The sequence below is a fragment of the Leifsonia sp. 1010 genome, from assembly GCF_031455295.1.
In the GTDB taxonomy this organism is placed as follows: domain Bacteria; phylum Actinomycetota; class Actinomycetes; order Actinomycetales; family Microbacteriaceae; genus Leifsonia.
This window is the reverse complement of record NZ_JAVDSL010000002.1, coordinates 382,811-400,243: the sequence shown is the minus strand read 5'-3', so window position 1 is coordinate 400,243 and position 17,433 is coordinate 382,811. Positions and strand designations below refer to the sequence as shown.

The 17,433-nt window shown below is 67.8% G+C and carries 17 protein-coding genes and 2 tRNA genes; 9 read left to right on the top strand and 10 right to left on the bottom strand.

Annotated features, from left to right (window positions below):
• The first annotated feature begins 45 nt into the window (after positions 1-45).
• The 4 genes from valS to J2Y42_RS12655 all read left to right on the top strand — a co-directional run bounded on the left by valS (position 46) and on the right by J2Y42_RS12655 (position 3,917).
• A complete protein-coding gene (valS, locus tag J2Y42_RS12670; protein WP_309859126.1) occupies positions 46-2,664 on the top strand; it encodes a valine--tRNA ligase in 2,619 nt (872 codons plus the stop codon).
• Positions 2,661-3,107: a GNAT family N-acetyltransferase gene (locus J2Y42_RS12665; RefSeq protein ID WP_309859125.1), complete on the top strand. Its 447-nt coding sequence runs from the start codon at positions 2,661-2,663 to the stop codon at positions 3,105-3,107. The genes valS and J2Y42_RS12665 overlap by 4 nt, the downstream gene beginning before the upstream one ends.
• Before the next feature lie 70 nt (positions 3,108-3,177).
• Positions 3,178-3,651 carry a GNAT family N-acetyltransferase gene (locus tag J2Y42_RS12660; RefSeq protein WP_043742084.1) on the top strand — a complete coding sequence of 158 codons (474 nt, stop codon included), beginning with the start codon at positions 3,178-3,180 and terminating at the stop codon, positions 3,649-3,651.
• Positions 3,651-3,917 (top strand): hypothetical protein, encoded by a 267-nt coding sequence (locus J2Y42_RS12655; protein ID WP_309859120.1) that lies wholly within the window; start codon positions 3,651-3,653, stop codon positions 3,915-3,917. Before J2Y42_RS12660 ends, J2Y42_RS12655 begins: the two co-directional genes overlap by 1 nt.
• A gap of 37 nt (positions 3,918-3,954) precedes the next feature.
• Here the strand turns inward: J2Y42_RS12655 and J2Y42_RS12650 are convergent, their stop codons facing one another.
• The 3 genes from J2Y42_RS12650 to J2Y42_RS12640 are packed head-to-tail and all read right to left on the bottom strand — an operon-like array spanning position 3,955 to position 6,079.
• Positions 3,955-4,140 (bottom strand): hypothetical protein, encoded by a 186-nt coding sequence (locus J2Y42_RS12650; protein ID WP_309859119.1) that lies wholly within the window; start codon positions 4,138-4,140, stop codon positions 3,955-3,957.
• Positions 4,137-5,417 carry an MFS transporter gene (locus J2Y42_RS12645; RefSeq protein WP_309859117.1) on the bottom strand — a complete coding sequence of 427 codons (1,281 nt, stop codon included), beginning with the start codon at positions 5,415-5,417 and terminating at the stop codon, positions 4,137-4,139. Before J2Y42_RS12645 ends, J2Y42_RS12650 begins: the two co-directional genes overlap by 4 nt.
• Positions 5,417-6,079, bottom strand: coding sequence for a helix-turn-helix domain-containing protein (locus tag J2Y42_RS12640; protein WP_309859115.1), 663 nt, complete (start codon positions 6,077-6,079; stop codon positions 5,417-5,419). The genes J2Y42_RS12645 and J2Y42_RS12640 overlap by 1 nt, the downstream gene beginning before the upstream one ends.
• 105 nt (positions 6,080-6,184) lie before the next feature.
• Here J2Y42_RS12640 and J2Y42_RS12635 point away from each other — a divergent pair, with 105 nt between their 5' ends.
• The gene (locus J2Y42_RS12635) at positions 6,185-8,224 is read left to right on the top strand and encodes a M3 family metallopeptidase (RefSeq protein WP_309859113.1); all 2,040 of its coding nucleotides are present in this window, start codon (positions 6,185-6,187) and stop codon (positions 8,222-8,224) included.
• Between the two features lie 91 nt (positions 8,225-8,315).
• The gene (locus tag J2Y42_RS12630) at positions 8,316-9,617 is read left to right on the top strand and encodes an ion channel protein (RefSeq protein ID WP_309859111.1); all 1,302 of its coding nucleotides are present in this window, start codon (positions 8,316-8,318) and stop codon (positions 9,615-9,617) included.
• On the opposite strand, the gene clpX is transcribed toward J2Y42_RS12630, so the two are convergent.
• The 6 genes from clpX to J2Y42_RS12600 form a co-directional block, all read right to left on the bottom strand.
• Positions 9,574-10,848, bottom strand: a complete 1,275-nt coding sequence (clpX, locus tag J2Y42_RS12625; RefSeq protein WP_089911448.1) for an ATP-dependent Clp protease ATP-binding subunit ClpX — start codon at positions 10,846-10,848, stop codon at positions 9,574-9,576. The genes J2Y42_RS12630 and clpX overlap by 44 nt on opposite strands.
• Before the next feature lie 179 nt (positions 10,849-11,027).
• Positions 11,028-11,696, bottom strand: coding sequence for an ATP-dependent Clp protease proteolytic subunit (locus J2Y42_RS12620; protein WP_018190794.1), 669 nt, complete (start codon positions 11,694-11,696; stop codon positions 11,028-11,030).
• A gap of 28 nt (positions 11,697-11,724) precedes the next feature.
• Positions 11,725-12,318, bottom strand: a complete 594-nt coding sequence (locus tag J2Y42_RS12615) for an ATP-dependent Clp protease proteolytic subunit (RefSeq protein WP_309859106.1) — start codon at positions 12,316-12,318, stop codon at positions 11,725-11,727.
• A 113-nt stretch (positions 12,319-12,431) separates the two neighbouring features.
• Positions 12,432-12,917 (bottom strand): tetratricopeptide repeat protein, encoded by a 486-nt coding sequence (locus J2Y42_RS12610; protein WP_309859103.1) that lies wholly within the window; start codon positions 12,915-12,917, stop codon positions 12,432-12,434.
• Between the two features lie 139 nt (positions 12,918-13,056).
• The gene (tig, locus tag J2Y42_RS12605; RefSeq protein ID WP_309859099.1) at positions 13,057-14,466 is read right to left on the bottom strand and encodes a trigger factor; all 1,410 of its coding nucleotides are present in this window, start codon (positions 14,464-14,466) and stop codon (positions 13,057-13,059) included.
• A gap of 60 nt (positions 14,467-14,526) precedes the next feature.
• Positions 14,527-14,601: transfer RNA gene (locus J2Y42_RS12600), tRNA-Pro, on the bottom strand.
• 122 nt (positions 14,602-14,723) lie between these two features.
• On the opposite strand from J2Y42_RS12600, the gene J2Y42_RS12595 reads away from it, so the two are divergent.
• The 3 genes from J2Y42_RS12595 to J2Y42_RS12585 all read left to right on the top strand — a co-directional run bounded on the left by J2Y42_RS12595 (position 14,724) and on the right by J2Y42_RS12585 (position 16,499).
• Positions 14,724-14,797: transfer RNA gene (locus J2Y42_RS12595), tRNA-Gly, on the top strand.
• A 165-nt stretch (positions 14,798-14,962) separates the two neighbouring features.
• Entirely contained in the window at positions 14,963-15,682 is a 720-nt protein-coding gene (locus tag J2Y42_RS12590; protein ID WP_309859097.1) for a DUF5343 domain-containing protein, read from the top strand.
• Complete coding sequence (locus tag J2Y42_RS12585; RefSeq protein ID WP_309859095.1) at positions 15,669-16,499, top strand: SEFIR domain-containing protein; 831 nt, start codon at positions 15,669-15,671, stop codon at positions 16,497-16,499. The genes J2Y42_RS12590 and J2Y42_RS12585 overlap by 14 nt, the downstream gene beginning before the upstream one ends.
• Here the strand turns inward: J2Y42_RS12585 and J2Y42_RS12580 are convergent.
• Positions 16,493-17,419, bottom strand: a complete 927-nt coding sequence (locus J2Y42_RS12580; RefSeq protein ID WP_309859093.1) for a hypothetical protein — start codon at positions 17,417-17,419, stop codon at positions 16,493-16,495. The two genes, J2Y42_RS12585 and J2Y42_RS12580, sit on opposite strands and share 7 nt — an antisense overlap.
• Positions 17,420-17,433 lie beyond the last annotated feature (14 nt).

The window sequence follows — 17,433 nt, the reverse complement described above, 5'->3', positions numbered from 1 at the left end:
CACCCCGTGGACACGGTGCCGCACATATCGACTCGGAGGACCCCCATGAGCGAGAACACGCCCGCCGCTCGCGTACCGGACAAGCCCGCACTGGAGGGTCTCGAGTCGAAGTGGGGTGACCGCTGGCAGCAGGACGGCACGTTCGAGTTCGACCGCGCTGGCGCTCTCGCCGCCGGCCGCGACGGCGTCTACTCGATCGACACGCCGCCGCCGACGGCCTCCGGCTCGCTGCACATCGGCCACGTCTTCAGCTACACGCACACCGACGTGATCGCGCGCTTCCAGCGCATGCGCGGCCGCACGGTCTTCTACCCGATGGGATGGGACGACAACGGCCTGCCCACCGAGCGCCGCGTCCAGAACTACTACGGCGTGCGCTGCGACCCGTCGCTCCCCTACGAGCCGGACTTCACGCCGCCCTTCGAGGGCGGCGACAACAAGAGCACCAAAGCGGCCGACCAGAAGCCGATCTCGCGCCGCAACTTCATCGAGCTGTGCGAGCGGCTGACCGAAGAGGACGAGAAGCAGTTCGAGGCGCTCTGGCGCACCCTCGGCCTCTCGGTGGACTGGTCGCAGACCTACCGCACCATCGGGCGCGACTCGATCCGCACCTCCCAGCTGGCCTTCCTCCGCAACATCGAGCGCGGCGAGGCGTACCAGGCGCAGGCGCCGACGCTGTGGGACATCACCTTCCGCACCGCCGTCGCGCAGGCCGAGCTGGAGGACCGCGAGCAGCCGAGCGCCTACCACCGCGTCGCCTTCCACGGCGCCGACGGCCCGGTCTACATCGAGACCACCCGCCCGGAACTGCTTCCCGCCTGTGTTGCGCTGGTGGCGCATCCCGACGACGAGCGGTACAAGCCGCTGTTCGGCACGACCGTCCGCACCCCGCTGTTCGACGTCGAGGTGCCGGTCGTCGGCCACCACCTCGCGCAGCCGGACAAGGGATCGGGCATCGCCATGATCTGCACCTTCGGCGATGTCACCGACGTCACCTGGTGGCGCGAACTCGATCTCCCGAACCGGGCGATCATCGGCTTCGACGGCCGCATCCTCCCCGAACCGCCCACGGCGATCACGTCGGAGGCCGGCAAGGAGGCCTACGCCCAGCTGGCCGGCAAGACGGTGTTCTCGGCCAAGCAGGCGGTCGTCGAGCTGCTGCGCGCGTCCGGCGACCTCGAGGGCGAGCCCAAGCCCATCCAGCACCCGGTGAAGTTCTTCGAGAAGGGCGACAAGCCGCTCGAGATCGTCTCCACCCGCCAGTGGTACGTGAAGAACGGCGCGCGCGACGAGGAGCTGCGCGCCCGGCTCATCGAGCTGGGTCGCGAGATCGACTGGCACCCCGACTTCATGCGCGTCCGCTACGAGAACTGGGTCAACGGCCTCACCGGCGACTGGCTGATCTCGCGCCAGCGCTTCTTCGGTGTGCCGATCCCCGTCTGGTACCCGCTCGATGCGGACGGCAACCCGCTTTTCGACGAGCCGCTCCTCCCCACGGAGGAGATGCTGCCGGTCGACCCGTCGTCCGACACCGCGCCCGGCTTCGAGGAGGCGCAGCGCGGTCAGGCCGGCGGCTTCGTCGGCGAGCACGACGTGATGGACACGTGGATGACCTCCTCCCTCACCCCGCAGCTCGCCGGCGGGTGGATGCGCGACCCGGAGCTGTTCGACGCCGTCTTCCCGTTCGACCTGCGCCCGCAGGGTCAGGACATCATCCGCACCTGGCTGTTCTCGACCCTGCTGCGGGCGAAGCTGGAGGCCGACGTGGCTCCGTGGCGCAACGCCGCCCTCTCCGGCTTCATCGTCGACCCCGACCGCAAGAAGATGTCGAAGTCGAAGGGCAACGTCGTGACGCCCGCCGACATCCTCGAGAAGCACGGCTCCGACGCTGTGCGGTACTGGGCGGCGTCCAGCAAGCTCGGCACCGACGCGGCGTTCGACCCGCAGAACCCGACGCAGATCAAGATCGGTCGCCGCCTGGCGATCAAGCTGCTCAACGCGGCGAAGTTCATCCTCGGCTTCGACGCGCCTGAGTCGATCGAGCTCGACCGGGTGACGAGTCCGCTCGACCGCAGCATGCTGCAGAACCTCGCCGGCGTCGTGGCGGACGCGACAGCCGCGCTCGAGAACTACGAGCACTCCCGGGCGCTGGAGATCGTCGAGCCGTTCTTCTGGACCTTCTGCGACGACTATCTGGAGCTCGTAAAGGAGCGCGCCTACGGCGAGGCCGGTGAGGAGCAGGCCTCCGCCGTTGTCGCCCTGCGCGTCGCGCTCTCCACGTTCCTCCGGCTGTTCGCCCCCGTGCTGCCGTTCGCGGCCGAGGAGGCGTGGAGCTGGTCCGAGGAGGGCTCGGTGCACGTGGCGCCGTGGCCCGAGGCCCGGGAGGTGGCGCTCGACTGGAGCGCGGACCGCGAGGTCCTCGCCATCGTCGGACGCGCCCTGACGGGCATCCGCGGCGCTAAAACGGCCTCGAAGGCGTCTCAGCGCACGCCGGTGGACTCGGCCGTCATCGCCGGCCCGGCCGACGAGATCGCGGCCGTCGAGTCCGCTGCGGGCGACCTCCGCTCTGTCGGCAGAATCGCCGACCTGCGGTTCGCCTCCGCCGACGAGCTGCAGGTGACCGATATCCTGCTCGCCGCAGCCCCGAGCGAGGAGGAACGATGACCGCGACCGTCCGGCGCGTACGAGACAACGAGTTCTTCACCTGGCTCGACCTCTACGCAGGCTACGGGGAGTTCTACGAGCGCCCCATCACCGATGAGAAGGCCCTGCTCGTGTGGAGCTGGATCTCGGACCCGGACAACGAGCTGGAGGCGTACTTCGCCGTCGACGAGGAGGACACGCCGATCGGCCTGGCGCATGTGCGCGAGTTCGTCCGCCCCCTCGACGGCAGCAAGGGCCTGTACCTCGACGACCTGTTCGTGAGCCCCGACGCCCGCGGCGCCGGAGCCGGCTCCGCGCTGCTGGAGGCCCTGCGCGCGAGCGCCAAGGACCGCGGCCTGTCGGTCGTCCGGTGGATCACGGCGAAGGACAACGAGACCGCGCGGCGCCTCTACGACAGGTTCGCTGAGAAGACCAAGTGGGTCACCTACGATCTCGTCCCCTGAACGTGACCGTTATATGGTCGGAGAACGCACCGGTCTCGCAGCCGGGCGCGAAACGCGAACGGAGGAATCCATGTCGATCGAGGTTCGACCGGTCAAGGACGGCGATTTCTTCGCCTGGCTCGATGTGTACGCCAAGTACGCCGAGTTCTACGACACCCAGCTGACCGACCAGAAGGCCCTGGTCCTGTGGTCGTGGCTCACCGCCGACGACCACGAGGAGGACGGCTACGTCGCCGTCGACGGCGACCGCATCGTCGGGCTCGCCCACATGCGCGAGTTCGCCCGTCCGCTCGAGGGCGACCGCGGACTGTTCCTCGACGACCTGTTCGTCGTCGAGGAGGAGCGCGGCAAGGGCGTCGGCGGCGCGCTCATCCAGAAGGCCCGCTCCCTCGCCGAGGAGCGCGGGCTCGGTGTCGTGCAGTGGATCACCGCACAGGACAACTCGACGGCACAGAAGCTCTACGACCAGGTCGCGAGCCGGACGTCCTGGGTGACGTACGAGATCGACCTGGCGTCCGCCCGCGTCGAGGCGGGACGCGCCTGATGCAGCTCGGAACGCGCTGGGCGGTCGGCGAGCAGCCTCCCGCCTCCCTGCCCGAGGTCGTGGCGTACGCCGTGCAGACCGTCGAGGAGGAGCTCGTCGCCACCGATGTGGAGACGGCCGGCTGGAGCTGGACGCTCACCTGGCTGGAGGGCAAGCCGGTCGTCACGCTCGACGACGGCACCGAGATCCGTTACAACGCCCAGGAGGATTCGGCCACGATCACGCAGACGATCGAGGCCGACGCATCCGACTACGACGAGGCCTGACCCGGGCCGTCGGCGCACCTGCACTCAGCGAGGCAGCTCAGCGCGGCAGCTGCGGCAGGGTGTGCGCGGCCGCGTCGCGCGTGCGCTCGATGAGCTCGACGCGGTCGGCGTGGCGGAGCCCGCGGGGCAGCGGCCGGGCGCCCCACGCGGTGAGGGCGGTGCCGACCCGCAGGGCGAGGCGGTGGGTGAACGGGCGGTACGGCGTGACCAGGACGGTGGTCATGAGGGTTGTCCTTCCGGGACGGGTTCGTGGGCCGGGGTCTGGGCGGACGCCGACAGGATCAGGCGCGACGCGACGAGCGTCAGGACGACCACCACGCCGCCTCCGATGACGAACGGCAGCCGGAGGTCGATGCGGGCGACGAAGCCGCCCAGGACGGTGGCGATGGGGGTGAGGCCCCAGCCGATGGTGCGGACGATGCCGAGGGCGCGCCCGAGCATGGCGTTCGGGATGATCGCCTGGCGGAGCGCGCCCCAGGGCACGTTCCAGACGGCGACACCGAACGCGCCGACGGCGTAGGCGGCGATCGCGATGACGACGTTGGCGGTGACGCCGACGCCGAGGATGCCGACGCCGCTGATGAGGATCGCCCAGAACATCACGCGGCCGCGGCCGAAGCGCTCGACGAAGCGGCTGGAGACGAGAGCGCCGACGAGCGCCCCCACCCCGACGGCCGCGGTGACCACGCCGACCAGGGCGGCCGGGACGGAGAACGTCTGCAGCAGCAGGAGCACGACGCTCCCCTGCGCGAAGGCCAGAGCGGACGCCGTGGTCGACGTGAGCAGGATCATCCACCGCAGGAACCGCTGCTGCCAGAGGAAGCCGACGACCGCGGAGAGCGTCGGCCGCGGCTCGGCCGTTCCCGCCTCGCCGTGGTGCGCGGCGTGGGCCGCAGCCGCCGGGATGGTGAGCGCCAGCATCCCCGCGATGAGGAAGCCCGCCCCTGTCAGCCACACCGGCAGCACGATCGCCACCGCGAACAGGAAGCCCGCGACCGGGGTGGCGATGAAGTTCTGGATGGTGATCTCGGCCGACTGCATCCGACCGTTCGCCCGATCCAGTTGATCGCGCGAGACGAGGGCGGGGACGACCGTCGAGGTCGCGTTGTCGAAGACGGTCTCCCCCAGTCCGAACGCGAGCACGCAGGCGTACAGCAGCCAGATCGTCAGGGAGTCGGTCGTGATCAGGATGGCGAGCACGGCGGCGACGGCGAACCGCAGCGAGTTGGCCACGGCCATGGCGACGCGCCGGTCGACACGGTCGAGCAGCATGCCCGCCGGGATGCCGAACAGCAGCCACGGCAGGAAGGTAACGGCACTCACGCCGGCGATCAGGGCCGGGTCGCGGGTCAGGGTGGTGGCGATCAGCGGGACGGCCGTACGGCCGAGACCGTCGGCCAGGTTGCTGGCGATCGCTGCGGTCCACAAGCGGCCGAAGCCGGCGCCGAGCGGCGTGCGCGCCGGCGTCGAAGGGGTCGTGGTGGAGGCGGATGCGGACATCAGCGGTCCTCCTGCTCCACCAGCGGGAACGCGTTGAACTGGATCTGGACCCGCTTGCGGTCGGCGACCTCGCCCCCGGCCTTCTCGACCTCGGCGTTCTCGGCCTTCCACTTCTCGCGGAGGCGCTCCTGGAGCACGTAATACTCGCGGCCGAACTCGGCCAGCTGCTCGCGCGTCAGCTCCTGATGCGACGTCGACAGCGTGCTCGACTGCATCCAGTCGAAGCCGAAGGTGTCGAGACCGCGACGGAGGAACGATGCCAGGCGGCGCTCGTTGTTCTGCTGCCAGCCGAGCGAGATCACCTCACTGGCCTCTCGGCCGGCGGGTGTCGCCAGAGTCTCCGCCGAGCCGATGGTCACGCCGCCGGGCGCCATTCGCCACCAGCGCTCGCGCCCGGAACCGCGCTCGGTGTCCTCGACGATGATGTCGTGCTTCGCGAGCTGACGGAGGTGGTAGCTGGTCGCCCCGCTCGACTCCCCCAGACGCTCGGCGAGCATGCTCGCGGTGGCCGGGCCGAAGTCGGACAGCTCGTTCATGAGCTCGACGCGGAGCGGATGGGCGAGCGCGCGCAGTGCGGCCATGCCGAGCGCCTCCTCGTACCTCGAGGCACCTCCCACGACACCGCCGGGTTCGGTCTGCTCGCGCTCTTCGTCGTTCGCCATGCGTCAAGGATACGAGTGCAAAGACTTCTTTGCAAGGGATTCTTTGCAATGCAACCTTTGCAATCATTCCTTTGGCGTGGAGCAGTCGTTGTCTAGGCTGGAGCAATGGCCGAGACCGCGAATCCCTTCTTCACCTCCAGCTCGCTCCCCTACCAGCTGCCGCCCTTCGCCGAGATCCGGGATGAGCATTACCGGCCCGCGTTCGAGCGCGGTTTCGAGGAGCAGCTGGCCGAGATCGACGCGATCGTCGCCACCGACGAGCCCGCGACCTTCGAGAACACGATGCTTCCGCTCGAGCGATCCGGTCAGACGCTCCTGCGCGTCGCCGAGGTCTTCTTCAACAAGAGCTCCAGCGACAGCACCGACTTCACGAACGCCCTCGAGGAGGAGATGGCACCGCGCCTGGCCGCCCACCAGGACGCCATCCGGCTGAACCCCGCCCTCTACGCGCGCATCTCCTCCCTGCACGAGCAGCTCGACCAGCTCGGCCTCGACCCGGAGTCGCGCTACCTCGTCGAGCGCTATTACACCGAGTTCACCCTCGCGGGCGCCGGCCTCGACGACGCCGACAAGGAGCGCCTGCGCGAGTACAACCAGCGGCTCTCGACGCTGACCACGCGCTTCGAGAAGAACCTGCTCGCCGACACCAACGACCTCGCGGTCGTCTTCGACAGCGCCGACGAGCTCGACGGGCTCGGCGAGGGTGAGCTGTCGGCCGCAGCGCAGGCCGCCGCCGAGCGCGGGCTCGACGGAAAGTACGTCGTCACCCTCGTCCTCCCCACCGGTCACCCGTGGCTGGCCGACCTCACCCGGCGCGCGAGCCGGGAGCGGATCATGGCCGCATCCCGCGCCCGCGGCATCCGCGGCGGCGAGAACGACAACCGCGAGCTGGTGCTGGAGATCACCCGACTGCGCGCCGAACGCGCACGCCTGCTCGGTTTCGACACGCACGCCGCCTACGTGACCGCCGACCAGACCGCCCGCACGCCCGAGGCCGTCGCCGACATGCTCGGCCGCCTAGCGCCCCCGGCCGCGCGCAACGCCCGTGCCGAGCAGGCGGACCTGCAGCGCCAGCTCGGCGACGACGAGACCGTCGAGGCCTGGGACTGGGCCTACCTCACCGGCAAGGTGCGCGCCGAGAAGTTCGACGTCGACTTCGCCGCGATGCGCCCGTACTTCGAGGCGGAGCGCGTGCTGCGCGATGGCGTCTTCTACGCGGCGAACCGGCTCTACGGGATCAGCTTCACCGAGCGTCCCGACCTCGTCGCCTACCACCCCGACGCCCGCGTGTTCGAGACCCGCAACGAGGACGGCTCCGAGCTCGGCCTGTACATCCTCGACCTCTACACGCGTGACTCGAAGCGCGGAGGCGCGTGGATGAATCCCCTCATCTCGCAGTCCGCCCTGCTCGACACGCCCACGGTCGTCGTGAACAACCTCAACGTGCCGAAGCCGGCCGCCGGGGAGCCGACGCTGCTGACCTACGACGAGACGAACACCCTCTTCCACGAGTTCGGGCACGCGCTGCATGGCCTCTTCGCCCGGGTGACGTATCCACGCTTCGCCGGCACGAACGTATTCCGTGACTTCGTCGAGTTCCCGAGCCAGGTCAACGAGATGTGGATGCTGTGGCCGGAGGTGCTCGAGAACTACGCCGTGCACTACCAGACGGGCGAGCGGATGCCGCAGGAGCTGGTCGACAAGCTCCACGCCGCCGAAGGCTTCAACGAAGGCTTCGCGACCAGCGAGTACCTGGGGGCTGCGCTGCTCGACCAGGCCTGGCACCGGATCACCGCCGACGACACGGTCGACGACGTCGCGGCGTTCGAGGCGCGCGCGCTCGCGGACGTCGGGCTCGACAACCCGGCCGTCCCGCCGAGGTACGCCAGCACCTACTTCGCTCACACGTTCTCGGGCGGCTACGACGCCGGGTACTACTCCTACATCTGGAGCGAGGTGCTCGACGCCGACACGGTGGAGTGGTTCCGCGAGAACGGCGGCCTCACGCGTGCGAACGGCGACCGGTTCCGGTCGCGGCTGCTGGGCGTCGGCGGGTCGAAGGACCCGCTCGAGGCGTACCGCGATTTCCGTGGCCGCGATGCCGAGATCGACCCGTTGCTCAAGCGCCGCGGGCTGGACAACTGAGCCTAGCCCGCCTCACCGGCCACCCTCTACGCTGAGCGCATTCGAGCGCTGAGCCCATTCGAGCGCTGAGCACAGCCGGGAGGGGGTGGCCATGACCGCCACGCAGCCGGAACTCGCAGCGCCGTCCGTCCGCCAGCTCGTCCTCCTCAGCATCCCGGCCGTCGTCGTCGGCGTCTTCAGCGCCCTCGCCCTGTGGGCGATCGAGTCACTGGCCGGCCTGATCGAGGATGGCGTGTGGACGAACCTCCCGAAAGCGCTCGGCATCGACCCGTCGTCGGGGTGGTGGATCTTCGCCGTGCTCACCGTGACCGGTGCCGCGGTGGGGCTGACGGTCTGGCTGGTTCCCGGGCACGCGGGTCCGGACTCGGCGACGACGGAACTCGTGGCTCCTCCCCTGCGCCCTGCGGTGGTGCCGTCGCTGGCGCTGGCCGCCATCCTGGGCCTTGCGGGCGGTGTCAGCCTGGGGCCGGAGAACCCGATCATCGCGATCAACATCAGCCTGATGGTCGCCCTCGTCGGCCGCCTGTGGAAGGCCGTGCCGGTACAGCTGGTGCTGATGATGGCCGCATCCGGCACCATCGGGGCCCTGTTCGGCACGCCGGTCGCTGCGGCCCTGGTGTTCACCGGGATGGTCGCGGCGGTCAAGGGCGGGGGCGCGCTCTGGGACAAGCTGTTCCTGCCGCTGGTCTCGGCGGCGGCCGGTTCGCTGACGATGACCTTCTTGGCGCATCCGCATTTCGCCATCCCGATGCCCGCGTACACGACGATCACGGGGTGGGATGTGCTGGCGGCACTCATCATCGCGGTGCTCGCCACCGCGGTGGGGCTCGTCGGGGTGTACCTGTTCCCGCTGATCCACCGCGGCTTCCACGGTCTCCGTCATCCGCTGCTGATGACGCTGATCGGCGGCGCGGTGCTGGGAGGCCTGGGGGCGCTCGGCGGACCCATCACGCTCTTCAAGGGGCTGACGCAGATGAACCAGCTGGTCACCTCGCGGGGCGACTACACCGCCGGACAGCTGGCGCTCATTTTCGTGGTCAAGCTGGCTGCGCTGCTGGTGGCCGCCGGGGCCGGGTTCCGCGGCGGTCGCATCTTCCCTGCCGTGTTCATCGGCGCGGCCGTCGGGACGCTCGCGAACGCCCTGGTGCCCGCCGTGCCGCTTCAGATCGCTGTCGCCGCCGGCGTGCTCGGACTGACGCTGGCGATCGCGCGGGACGGCTGGATCGCCATCTTCATCGGCGTGGCGGTCACGCAGAACCTGCTGATCTTGCCGATCCTGTGCCTCGCCGTGCTGCCCGCGTGGCTGCTGGTGACGAAGGCGCCGGAGATGCTGATCAAGCAGCCGGCGCTTACGCCGACTTCTCCTCGCGCCGCGGGCGGTGCGGGACGATAGTCGGCGCCGCGTTCTCGAGCACGGCTTCCTTCGTCACGACCACACGCGCCACTTCGGAGCTGGACGGCACCTCGAACATGATCGGGCCGAGCACCTCCTCCATGATGGCGCGGAGTCCGCGGGCGCCGGTCTTGCGGAGAACCGCGAGATCGGCGATCGCCTCGAGCGCTGCGTGGTCGAACTCCAGCTGAACGCCGTCGAGCTCGAACATGCGCTGGTACTGACGCACCAGGGCGTTCTTCGGCTCGGTCAGGATCTGCATGAGCGCATCCTGGTCGAGCGGCGTCACCGTCGTCACGACCGGGAGACGGCCGATGAACTCGGGGATGAGACCGAACTTGTGCAGGTCTTCCGGCAGCACCTCGCTGAAGAGGTTGATGTCGTCGCCCTTGGAGTGCAGCGGGGCGCCGAAGCCGATGCCCTTCTTGCCCGCACGCGAGGAGATGATCTCCTCCAGCCCGGCGAAAGCGCCGGCCACGATGAACAGGACGTTCGTCGTGTCGATCTGGATGAACTCCTGGTGCGGGTGCTTGCGGCCGCCCTGCGGCGGGACCGAGGCGACCGTGCCCTCGAGGATCTTCAGCAGCGCCTGCTGCACGCCCTCGCCCGAGACGTCGCGCGTGATCGACGGGTTCTCGGCCTTGCGGGCGATCTTGTCGACCTCGTCGATGTAGATGATGCCCGTCTCGGCCCGCTTGACGTCGTAGTCGGCGGCCTGGATGAGCTTGAGGAGGATGTTCTCGACGTCTTCTCCGACGTAGCCGGCCTCGGTGAGGGCGGTGGCGTCGGCGACGGCGAACGGCACGTTGAGGCGCCGGGCCAGCGTCTGGGCGAGGTACGTCTTGCCGCAGCCAGTGGGGCCGATCAGCAGGATGTTCGACTTCGCGATCTCGACGTCATCCATCGTGTCGGCGGCCGTGAGGCTCTGCCGGGCACGGACGCGCTTGTAGTGGTTGTACACCGCGACGGCCAGAGCGCGCTTGGCCTGCTCCTGGCCGATGACGTACTCCTCCAGGAACCCGAAGATCTCCTTAGGCTTCGGAAGGTCGAATTCGCTCGACGCCTCCTCACCCGCCTCGGCGAGCCGCTCCTCGATGATCTCGTTGCAGAGCTCGACGCACTCGTCGCAGATGTACACGCCAGGACCGGCGATGAGCTGCTGAACCTGCTTCTGGCTCTTGCCACAGAAGGAACACTTGAGCAGATCGGCGCTTTCCCCGATGCGTGCCATCCCTCTCCCCTCCTTCTTCGGGTCTGTTCTGACGAGCCTAACCCGTGCGGACGACAATGGTGCGCAGCACGGCCGTTTTCGTTCACGCGGCGGTTCTGCTCACAGCAGATGGCCTCCTCCGGACGCACGAACGGGGTGGCCGTCCGTGCGGACGACCACCCCGTTGCGGGTGCGGCTGGTTACTTGACCAGCGCCGGAAGCGACTTGCGGCTGGTGAGCACCTGGTCGATCAGGCCGTACTCGAGGGCCTCGGCCGCCGACAGGATCTTGTCGCGGTCGATGTCCTTGTTGACCTGCTCCACCGAGCGGTTGGAGTGCTTCGAGAGCGTCTCCTCCAGCCAGGTGCGCATGCGCATGATCTCGTTGGCCTGGATCTCGATGTCGGACGCCTGTCCCTGACCGGCCTCGCCGACGGCGGGCTGGTGGATGAGGATGCGGGCGTTCGGCAGCGCCAGACGCTTGCCGGGGGTGCCGGCGGCCGTCAGCACGGCGGCGGCCGAGGCGGCCTGGCCGAGCACGACGGTCTGGATCTGCGGACGGATGTACTGCATCGTGTCGTAGATCGCCGTCATCGCGGTGAACGAGCCACCGGGCGAGTTGATGTACATGACGATGTCACGGTCCGGGTCCTGGCTCTCGAGCACGAGGAGCTGGGCCATGATGTCGTCGGCGGACGCGTCGTCCACCTGCACACCGAGGAAGATGATGCGGTCCTCGAAGAGCTTCGCGTACGGGTCTTGGCGCTTGTAGCCGTACGCCGTGCGCTCCTCGAAGCTGGGGAGGATGTAGCGGGCACCGGGCGCCTGAACGCCGCTGAAGGCCTGACCGCCGAGCATGGGGGTGTTCATTCTGTTGTCCTTATCCTTCTTCAGCGGCCTACTCGGACTCCGGCTCGGTACCGCCGCCGCCCGAGACGTCGAGTGCCGACTCCCGGATGTGGTCGACGAAGCCGTACTCCAGCGCCTCCTGGGCGGTGAACCAGCGGTCGCGGTCGCCGTCGGCGTTGATCTGCTCGACCGACTTGCCGGTGGCCTCTGCGGTGATCTGCGCGAGGCGGTTCTTCATGTCGATGATGAGCTGAGCCTGGGTCTGGATGTCGCTCGCCGTTCCGCCGAAGCCGCCGTGCGGCTGGTGCAGCAGAACGCGCGCGTTCGGGGTGATGTAGCGCTTGCCCTTGGTGCCTGCGGTGAGGAGCAGCTGCCCCATCGACGCGGCCATTCCGATACCGACGGTGACGATGTCGTTCGGGACGAACTGCATCGTGTCGTAGATGGCCATGCCCGCGGTGATCGAGCCACCCGGGGAGTTGATGTAGAGGTAGATGTCCCGCTTGGGGTCCTCCGCGGCCAGGAGCAGCAGCTTCGCGGCGATCTCGTTCGCGTTCTCGTCCCGGACCTCCGAACCGAGCCAGATGATCCGGTCCTTGAGAAGTCTGTCGAAAACACTGGGCTGGATACCCATATCGGCCATGTTCGCTCCGTTTCCTTTGTCGCTTGGTGTCGAATCTATCGGAGCGCCGAGCGCATTTCGGCGCTGTTCGCCCTCGGCAGAGAGAGCAGCGCGCCGGGGAGTCGATGCGGGGGTCAGTCGTCGTCGAGGGCGGCCGCGTAGGCGGTCACCACGCGGCCGTACCGGGGCAGGTGCGGGGCGAGTGCGCCGAGCGCCTCCCGGAGCGCGTCGGCGCGCATCCCGTCGTCGAACAGGCACAGCGCGGCGAACGCGCGGGCCGCGTCGGCGAGGGGATGCTCGGGCTCTGCGCCGAGGAAGTCGCGCAGCAGGCTGAGTGCCTCGGCCGGACGGTCGAGGTTGCGGAGGGTGCTCGCCAGCTGCACGATCGCCTGCCCGCGGTACGGCTCGGTGAGGCCGTGGGCGAGCGCTGCGCGGTAGAAGGGCTCGGCGTCGGCTTCGCGGCCGGCGAAGTCACGGCCGCCGGCCGCCTCGAACAGCGCCTCCGGGTCGTTCGCGGGGCGTTCGGCGACGAGGGCGTCGATCGCGTCGAGGGTGGCCTGCTCGCGCGTGTCGTCCGCGTCGGCCCAGACCGCATCCACTCGCTGTCGCCAGTCGTCCATCCCGTTCTCCTTCGCACTGTTCGGTCTGTGGGGCGCAACACGCCGTTCTCATGGTGCCAGAACGGCGCCTTGCGTCCCACAGATGCACGAAAGCCGGGTCGCGCGGATGGCGCGGCCCGGCTTCGTGACGGCGGGGACGTTACTTGTCGTCGGCCTTCTTCTTGGTGGAGCGCTTCTTGGGCTTCTCCTCGGCGGCGGGGGCCTCCTCGGCGGGGGCCTCCTCGGCAGCGGGAGCCTCGTCCGCAGCGGCGGTGTCGTCGGCCTCGGCGTCGTCGGCGATGGCGGTGAACTCGGCCAGGTCGACCGGCTTGCCGTTGGTGTCGACGACCTTCACCTTGCCGAGGACGATCGCGAGCGCCTTGTTGCGAGCGACCTCGCCGACCATCGACGGGATCTGGCCGTTCTCGCTGAGGATCTTCACGAACTCGTTCGGGTCCATGCCGTACTGCGCGGCACCCTGCACGAGGTACTGGGTGAGCTCGTCCTGGCTGACCTTGACGTCGTTCTCCTGCGCGACCTCGTCGAGGAGGATCTGCGTCTTGAAGGTCTTTTCGCTGGACTCCTTCACCTCGGCGCGGTGGACGTCGTCCTCGAGGCGGTTCTCCTGCTCCAGGTGGCGGTGGACCTCGTCCTCGACCAGCTGCTCCGGGACCGGGATCTCGACCAGCTCGAGGAGCTTGTCGACCAGCTGGTCGCGGGCGGCCGTGCCCTGGCCGAACACCTTGGCGCGCTCGACCTGCGTCCGCAGGCTCTGGCGCAGCTCGCCGATGGTGTCGAACTCGGAGGCGATCTGCGCGAAGTCGTCGTCGGCCTCGGGGAGCTCGCGCTCCTTGACGGCGTTCAGCGTGACGGTGATCTGCGCGTTCTCGCCCTCGTGGTCGCCGCCCATGAGCGGCGCCTCGAACGTGGTGGTCTCGCCGGCGGTGAGCGTGTCGAGCGCCTCGTCGATGCCGTCGATGAGCTCGCCGGAGCCGATCTCGTACGAGATGTTCGCGGCGGTGTCGACCTCCTCGCCGCCGATCACGGCGACCAGGTCGATCTGCGCGAAGTCACCGGTCTTGGCGGGACGGTCGACCGTGACGAGGGTGCCGAAGCGGCTGCGGAGCCGGTCGAGCTCCTCCTCCACGTCATCCACGCCCACCTCGGCCGCGTCGACCGTGATGGTGATGTCGTCGAAGTCGGGCAGCTTCACCTCGGGGCGCACATCCACCTCGATGGTGAGCAGCAGGTCGCCCGAGAAGTCGGACTCGTTCGGCCACTCGGTGATGTCGGCCTCCGGGCGGCCCAGAGGACGCACGTCGTTCTCCTCGATCGCCTGACGGTAGAACCCGTCGAGACCCTCGTTGACCGCGTGCTCCAGGACGGCGGCCTTGCCGACCCGCTGGTCGATAATGGGCGGCGGCACCTTGCCCTTGCGGAAACCGGGGATGGTCACCTGCTCGGCGATGTGCTCGTACGCGTGCTTGATGGAAGGCTGCAGCTCCTCCGGCGTCACCGAGATGGTGAGCTTGGTCCGGGTGGGGCTGAGCTTCTCGACCGTGGTCTTCACGATGTCTGGGTTCTCCTGAATGATCGAACGATGGTCTTCTCGCAAGGAACGAGGTCCTCGTCGGGGCGACAGGATTCGAACCTGCGACCTCCCGCTCCCAAAGCGGGCGCTCTAGCCAAGCTGAGCTACGCCCCGGCTTGAAGCGGTGCGAAAGACCTGGGCAAGTCTACTGCACACGTGCTCCCCCGCGCGTGTACTACGATGGTCGTCGGCCGCCGCGAAGAATCGGGCGGCCACCGTGCCGCACCTGCGGCGCCGGGGATGTAGCTCAATGGTAGAGCCTCAGTCTTCCAAACTGATTACGCGGGTTCGATTCCCGTCATCCCCTCCATTGGAAACACTGGTCGAGCGGCCCGTTGAGCGAAACGCTCCGGAACGCGATCCCCGTCAAAACGCCGTGGCCCCCGTTCGCGGCACACCTAGGCAGATGCCCGCGTGTCGTTCCTGGGCCTACGCACACTCGGGCAGTATGCAGTCACCAGACTAAGGAGCATCAGTGACTGACACCGCCACCAGCACGAAGGGCTACCCCTACGTCTCCGCCAACGTATGGAGCGAGTTGCGACTCCGTTTCCAGAAGTCGGTCCCCGCGAAAGTCACGCCGTCCTATCTCCAGTCGGCACTGGGCTTTAACACGGAGAAGGCTGCGCGCAACCTAATTCCGCAGCTCAAGACGATCGGACTAATCGACGCTGAGGGTGTGCCCACCGACCTCGCAAAGCGATTCAGGATTGACACGGAATACGCCGCCGCCGCGCAGGAGATCGTGCAGAACGTTTACCCCGAGGAGTTGCGCGACCTGTACCCCGGGCCTAGCGAAAACGCTGCCGATGTAACGGCGTGGTTCATGCGACACACGGGAGGCGGTCAGGCGTCGGCAGGGATCCAAGCGCGCTTCTATCTCTCACTGGTCTCGAGGAACCTCCCTAGCACCGAACGGCAAGCAAAGGCGGCTAACGGGGACGGCCCTACGCCCAAGCGAGCGCAACGCAAGACCGCTGCTGAGAAGCCGAAGAGGAAAGACGAGACCAATTCGGCCGACGCGTCGATCCAGGCCAATCCCGGCGCGGGGGCCGAAAGTAAGCAAGGCGCCCCGCAGACGAAGCTCCCGAACTTGCACGTAGACGTTCAGGTCCACATCTCGGCGGACGCATCGACCGAGCAGATCGACGCGGTGTTCGCCAGTATGGCGAAGCATCTTTATGGAACAAAGTAGCGATCGCCACCGGCTAATCGACGCCGCGCATGCGGCGGCTGAAGCCGCGAGCAGGCTTAGTCGATCAACAGAAGCGGTGGAATCTGCACGGGGTCTCACTGGCTCTGCGGAACGTCCGGTGCCTCGCGTCCTCGTTAGCTGGGCCCACCGGGGCGAGGGATGGACCGACCGGGAAGCTTCTGACTGGGCGCGTGAGGTCGTCGAGTTCACAGGAGCTCTGCGCGCGAACGGCATCAATGCCGATCTTGACCTCTTCCATTCCCACGAGACGGAGACGGACTGGACTCGCTTCGGACCGGCTCAGGTGAAGGATTCTGACTTCGTCGTTATTGCGATCTCTGAGGCTTGGGCGCAGCGCTGGGAAGGGACCAACAGCCTCACGGTCGGGGCGGGCGCTGTGGCCGAGGCCGACGCCTTGAAGGGGCTTTTCCAGCGCGACCAGGGAGCGTGGCAGCGGAAAGTCATCGTCGCTATCCTCCCGTCGCAATCCGAAGATGCGATACCTGAGGATCTAATGCGAGCCACCCGGTTCTGGGTCGCTCCTGATAACCCGGACTCACTGGAAACTCTTGTCCGCACTCTGACCTCGCAACCGTTGTACGCCAAGCCCGAACTCGGGGAGATTCCGGTTCTTCCGCCCGCTGTGGCCGAATCCCTCGGACGCCCAAAGCGGGCATCAGAAAGTCCAGAAACCGAGTTTGGCGATTACTCCGCCGTGCTCGAAGAAGTGAAGAAGCAGAAGCGCGCGACAAGGTCGGAACCGTCGAGCGACCGGCTCAACATGCTCATGGGCCTCTTGGATGCACTGAGTCAGTAGCCTGCCTCTGCGGCGCCTTCCGACCGCACCGCTGCTTGGTCCAGGAGCCACCAACGCGCACCAATCCAGCTCATCAGAGTCTGTACCGCTGCGTACGAGCACGCTACATGTCGCTCACGGAAGGAGACGCCCGCCTCCTGGAGGCTTGCGTCCCACTCATAAATGACTCGACGAAGCGCGGGCTCGCGCAGAAGCGCAGCGCGCGCCAAGAGGTCGACGTGGGATACGACCGCGGTGCCCTGAACGGCTAATCCTGACGGTCGGGCGGGCCCCTCTTCAAGTGGTCGAAACAGAGTATTGAACGAGTCGAAGCTCCGTAACGGACCTGTTGGATTGCCACGGCCAGGAGAGTCCGCCTCTTGGTACGTCCAGACCTTGTGATCAGCCAATGTCGAGGGAGCAACATGGCCGGTCCGCGAGATGATTGACCGCGTCCAGCGGGCCGCATCCAGCTCCTGGTTCGTATGAAAAGCCGGAGCCGCATACCGGACCACTGCTTCGGTGCCAACGTTGATTTCCAGACGCTTGAGCACGCGTTGCTGAGTTGGCTCACGGCGGAATCGATAATAGGGCGCGCGCCAAAGGGTCCATTGAGCTGCACGCGCTCCGCGTAGGAACTCCGGTCGCTTGAACTGCACGATGTAACTCACGGGGAAGGCTGGCAGGTCCGACCCGAGTGGTTTGGGCAATCCAGAACCCGACCAATTGGTAGACAGGAGGGTCAGTCCGCGGGGACGGGGCGCATTTAGCACTTTCCACAAAACGTGGTCTGGATCCGGATTGGCAGCTGCGTCGAAGCCCAGCAGTTGTTCGAATACTTGCGACGGAGCATAGACAGCCGGATTGCCCCCGGCACCGGTTGCAAGCTCGATGTCATAGGCAATCTCAAATGTCTTCTCAGCGAAGTCAGCGACGGCCACAAAGCGATCGTACA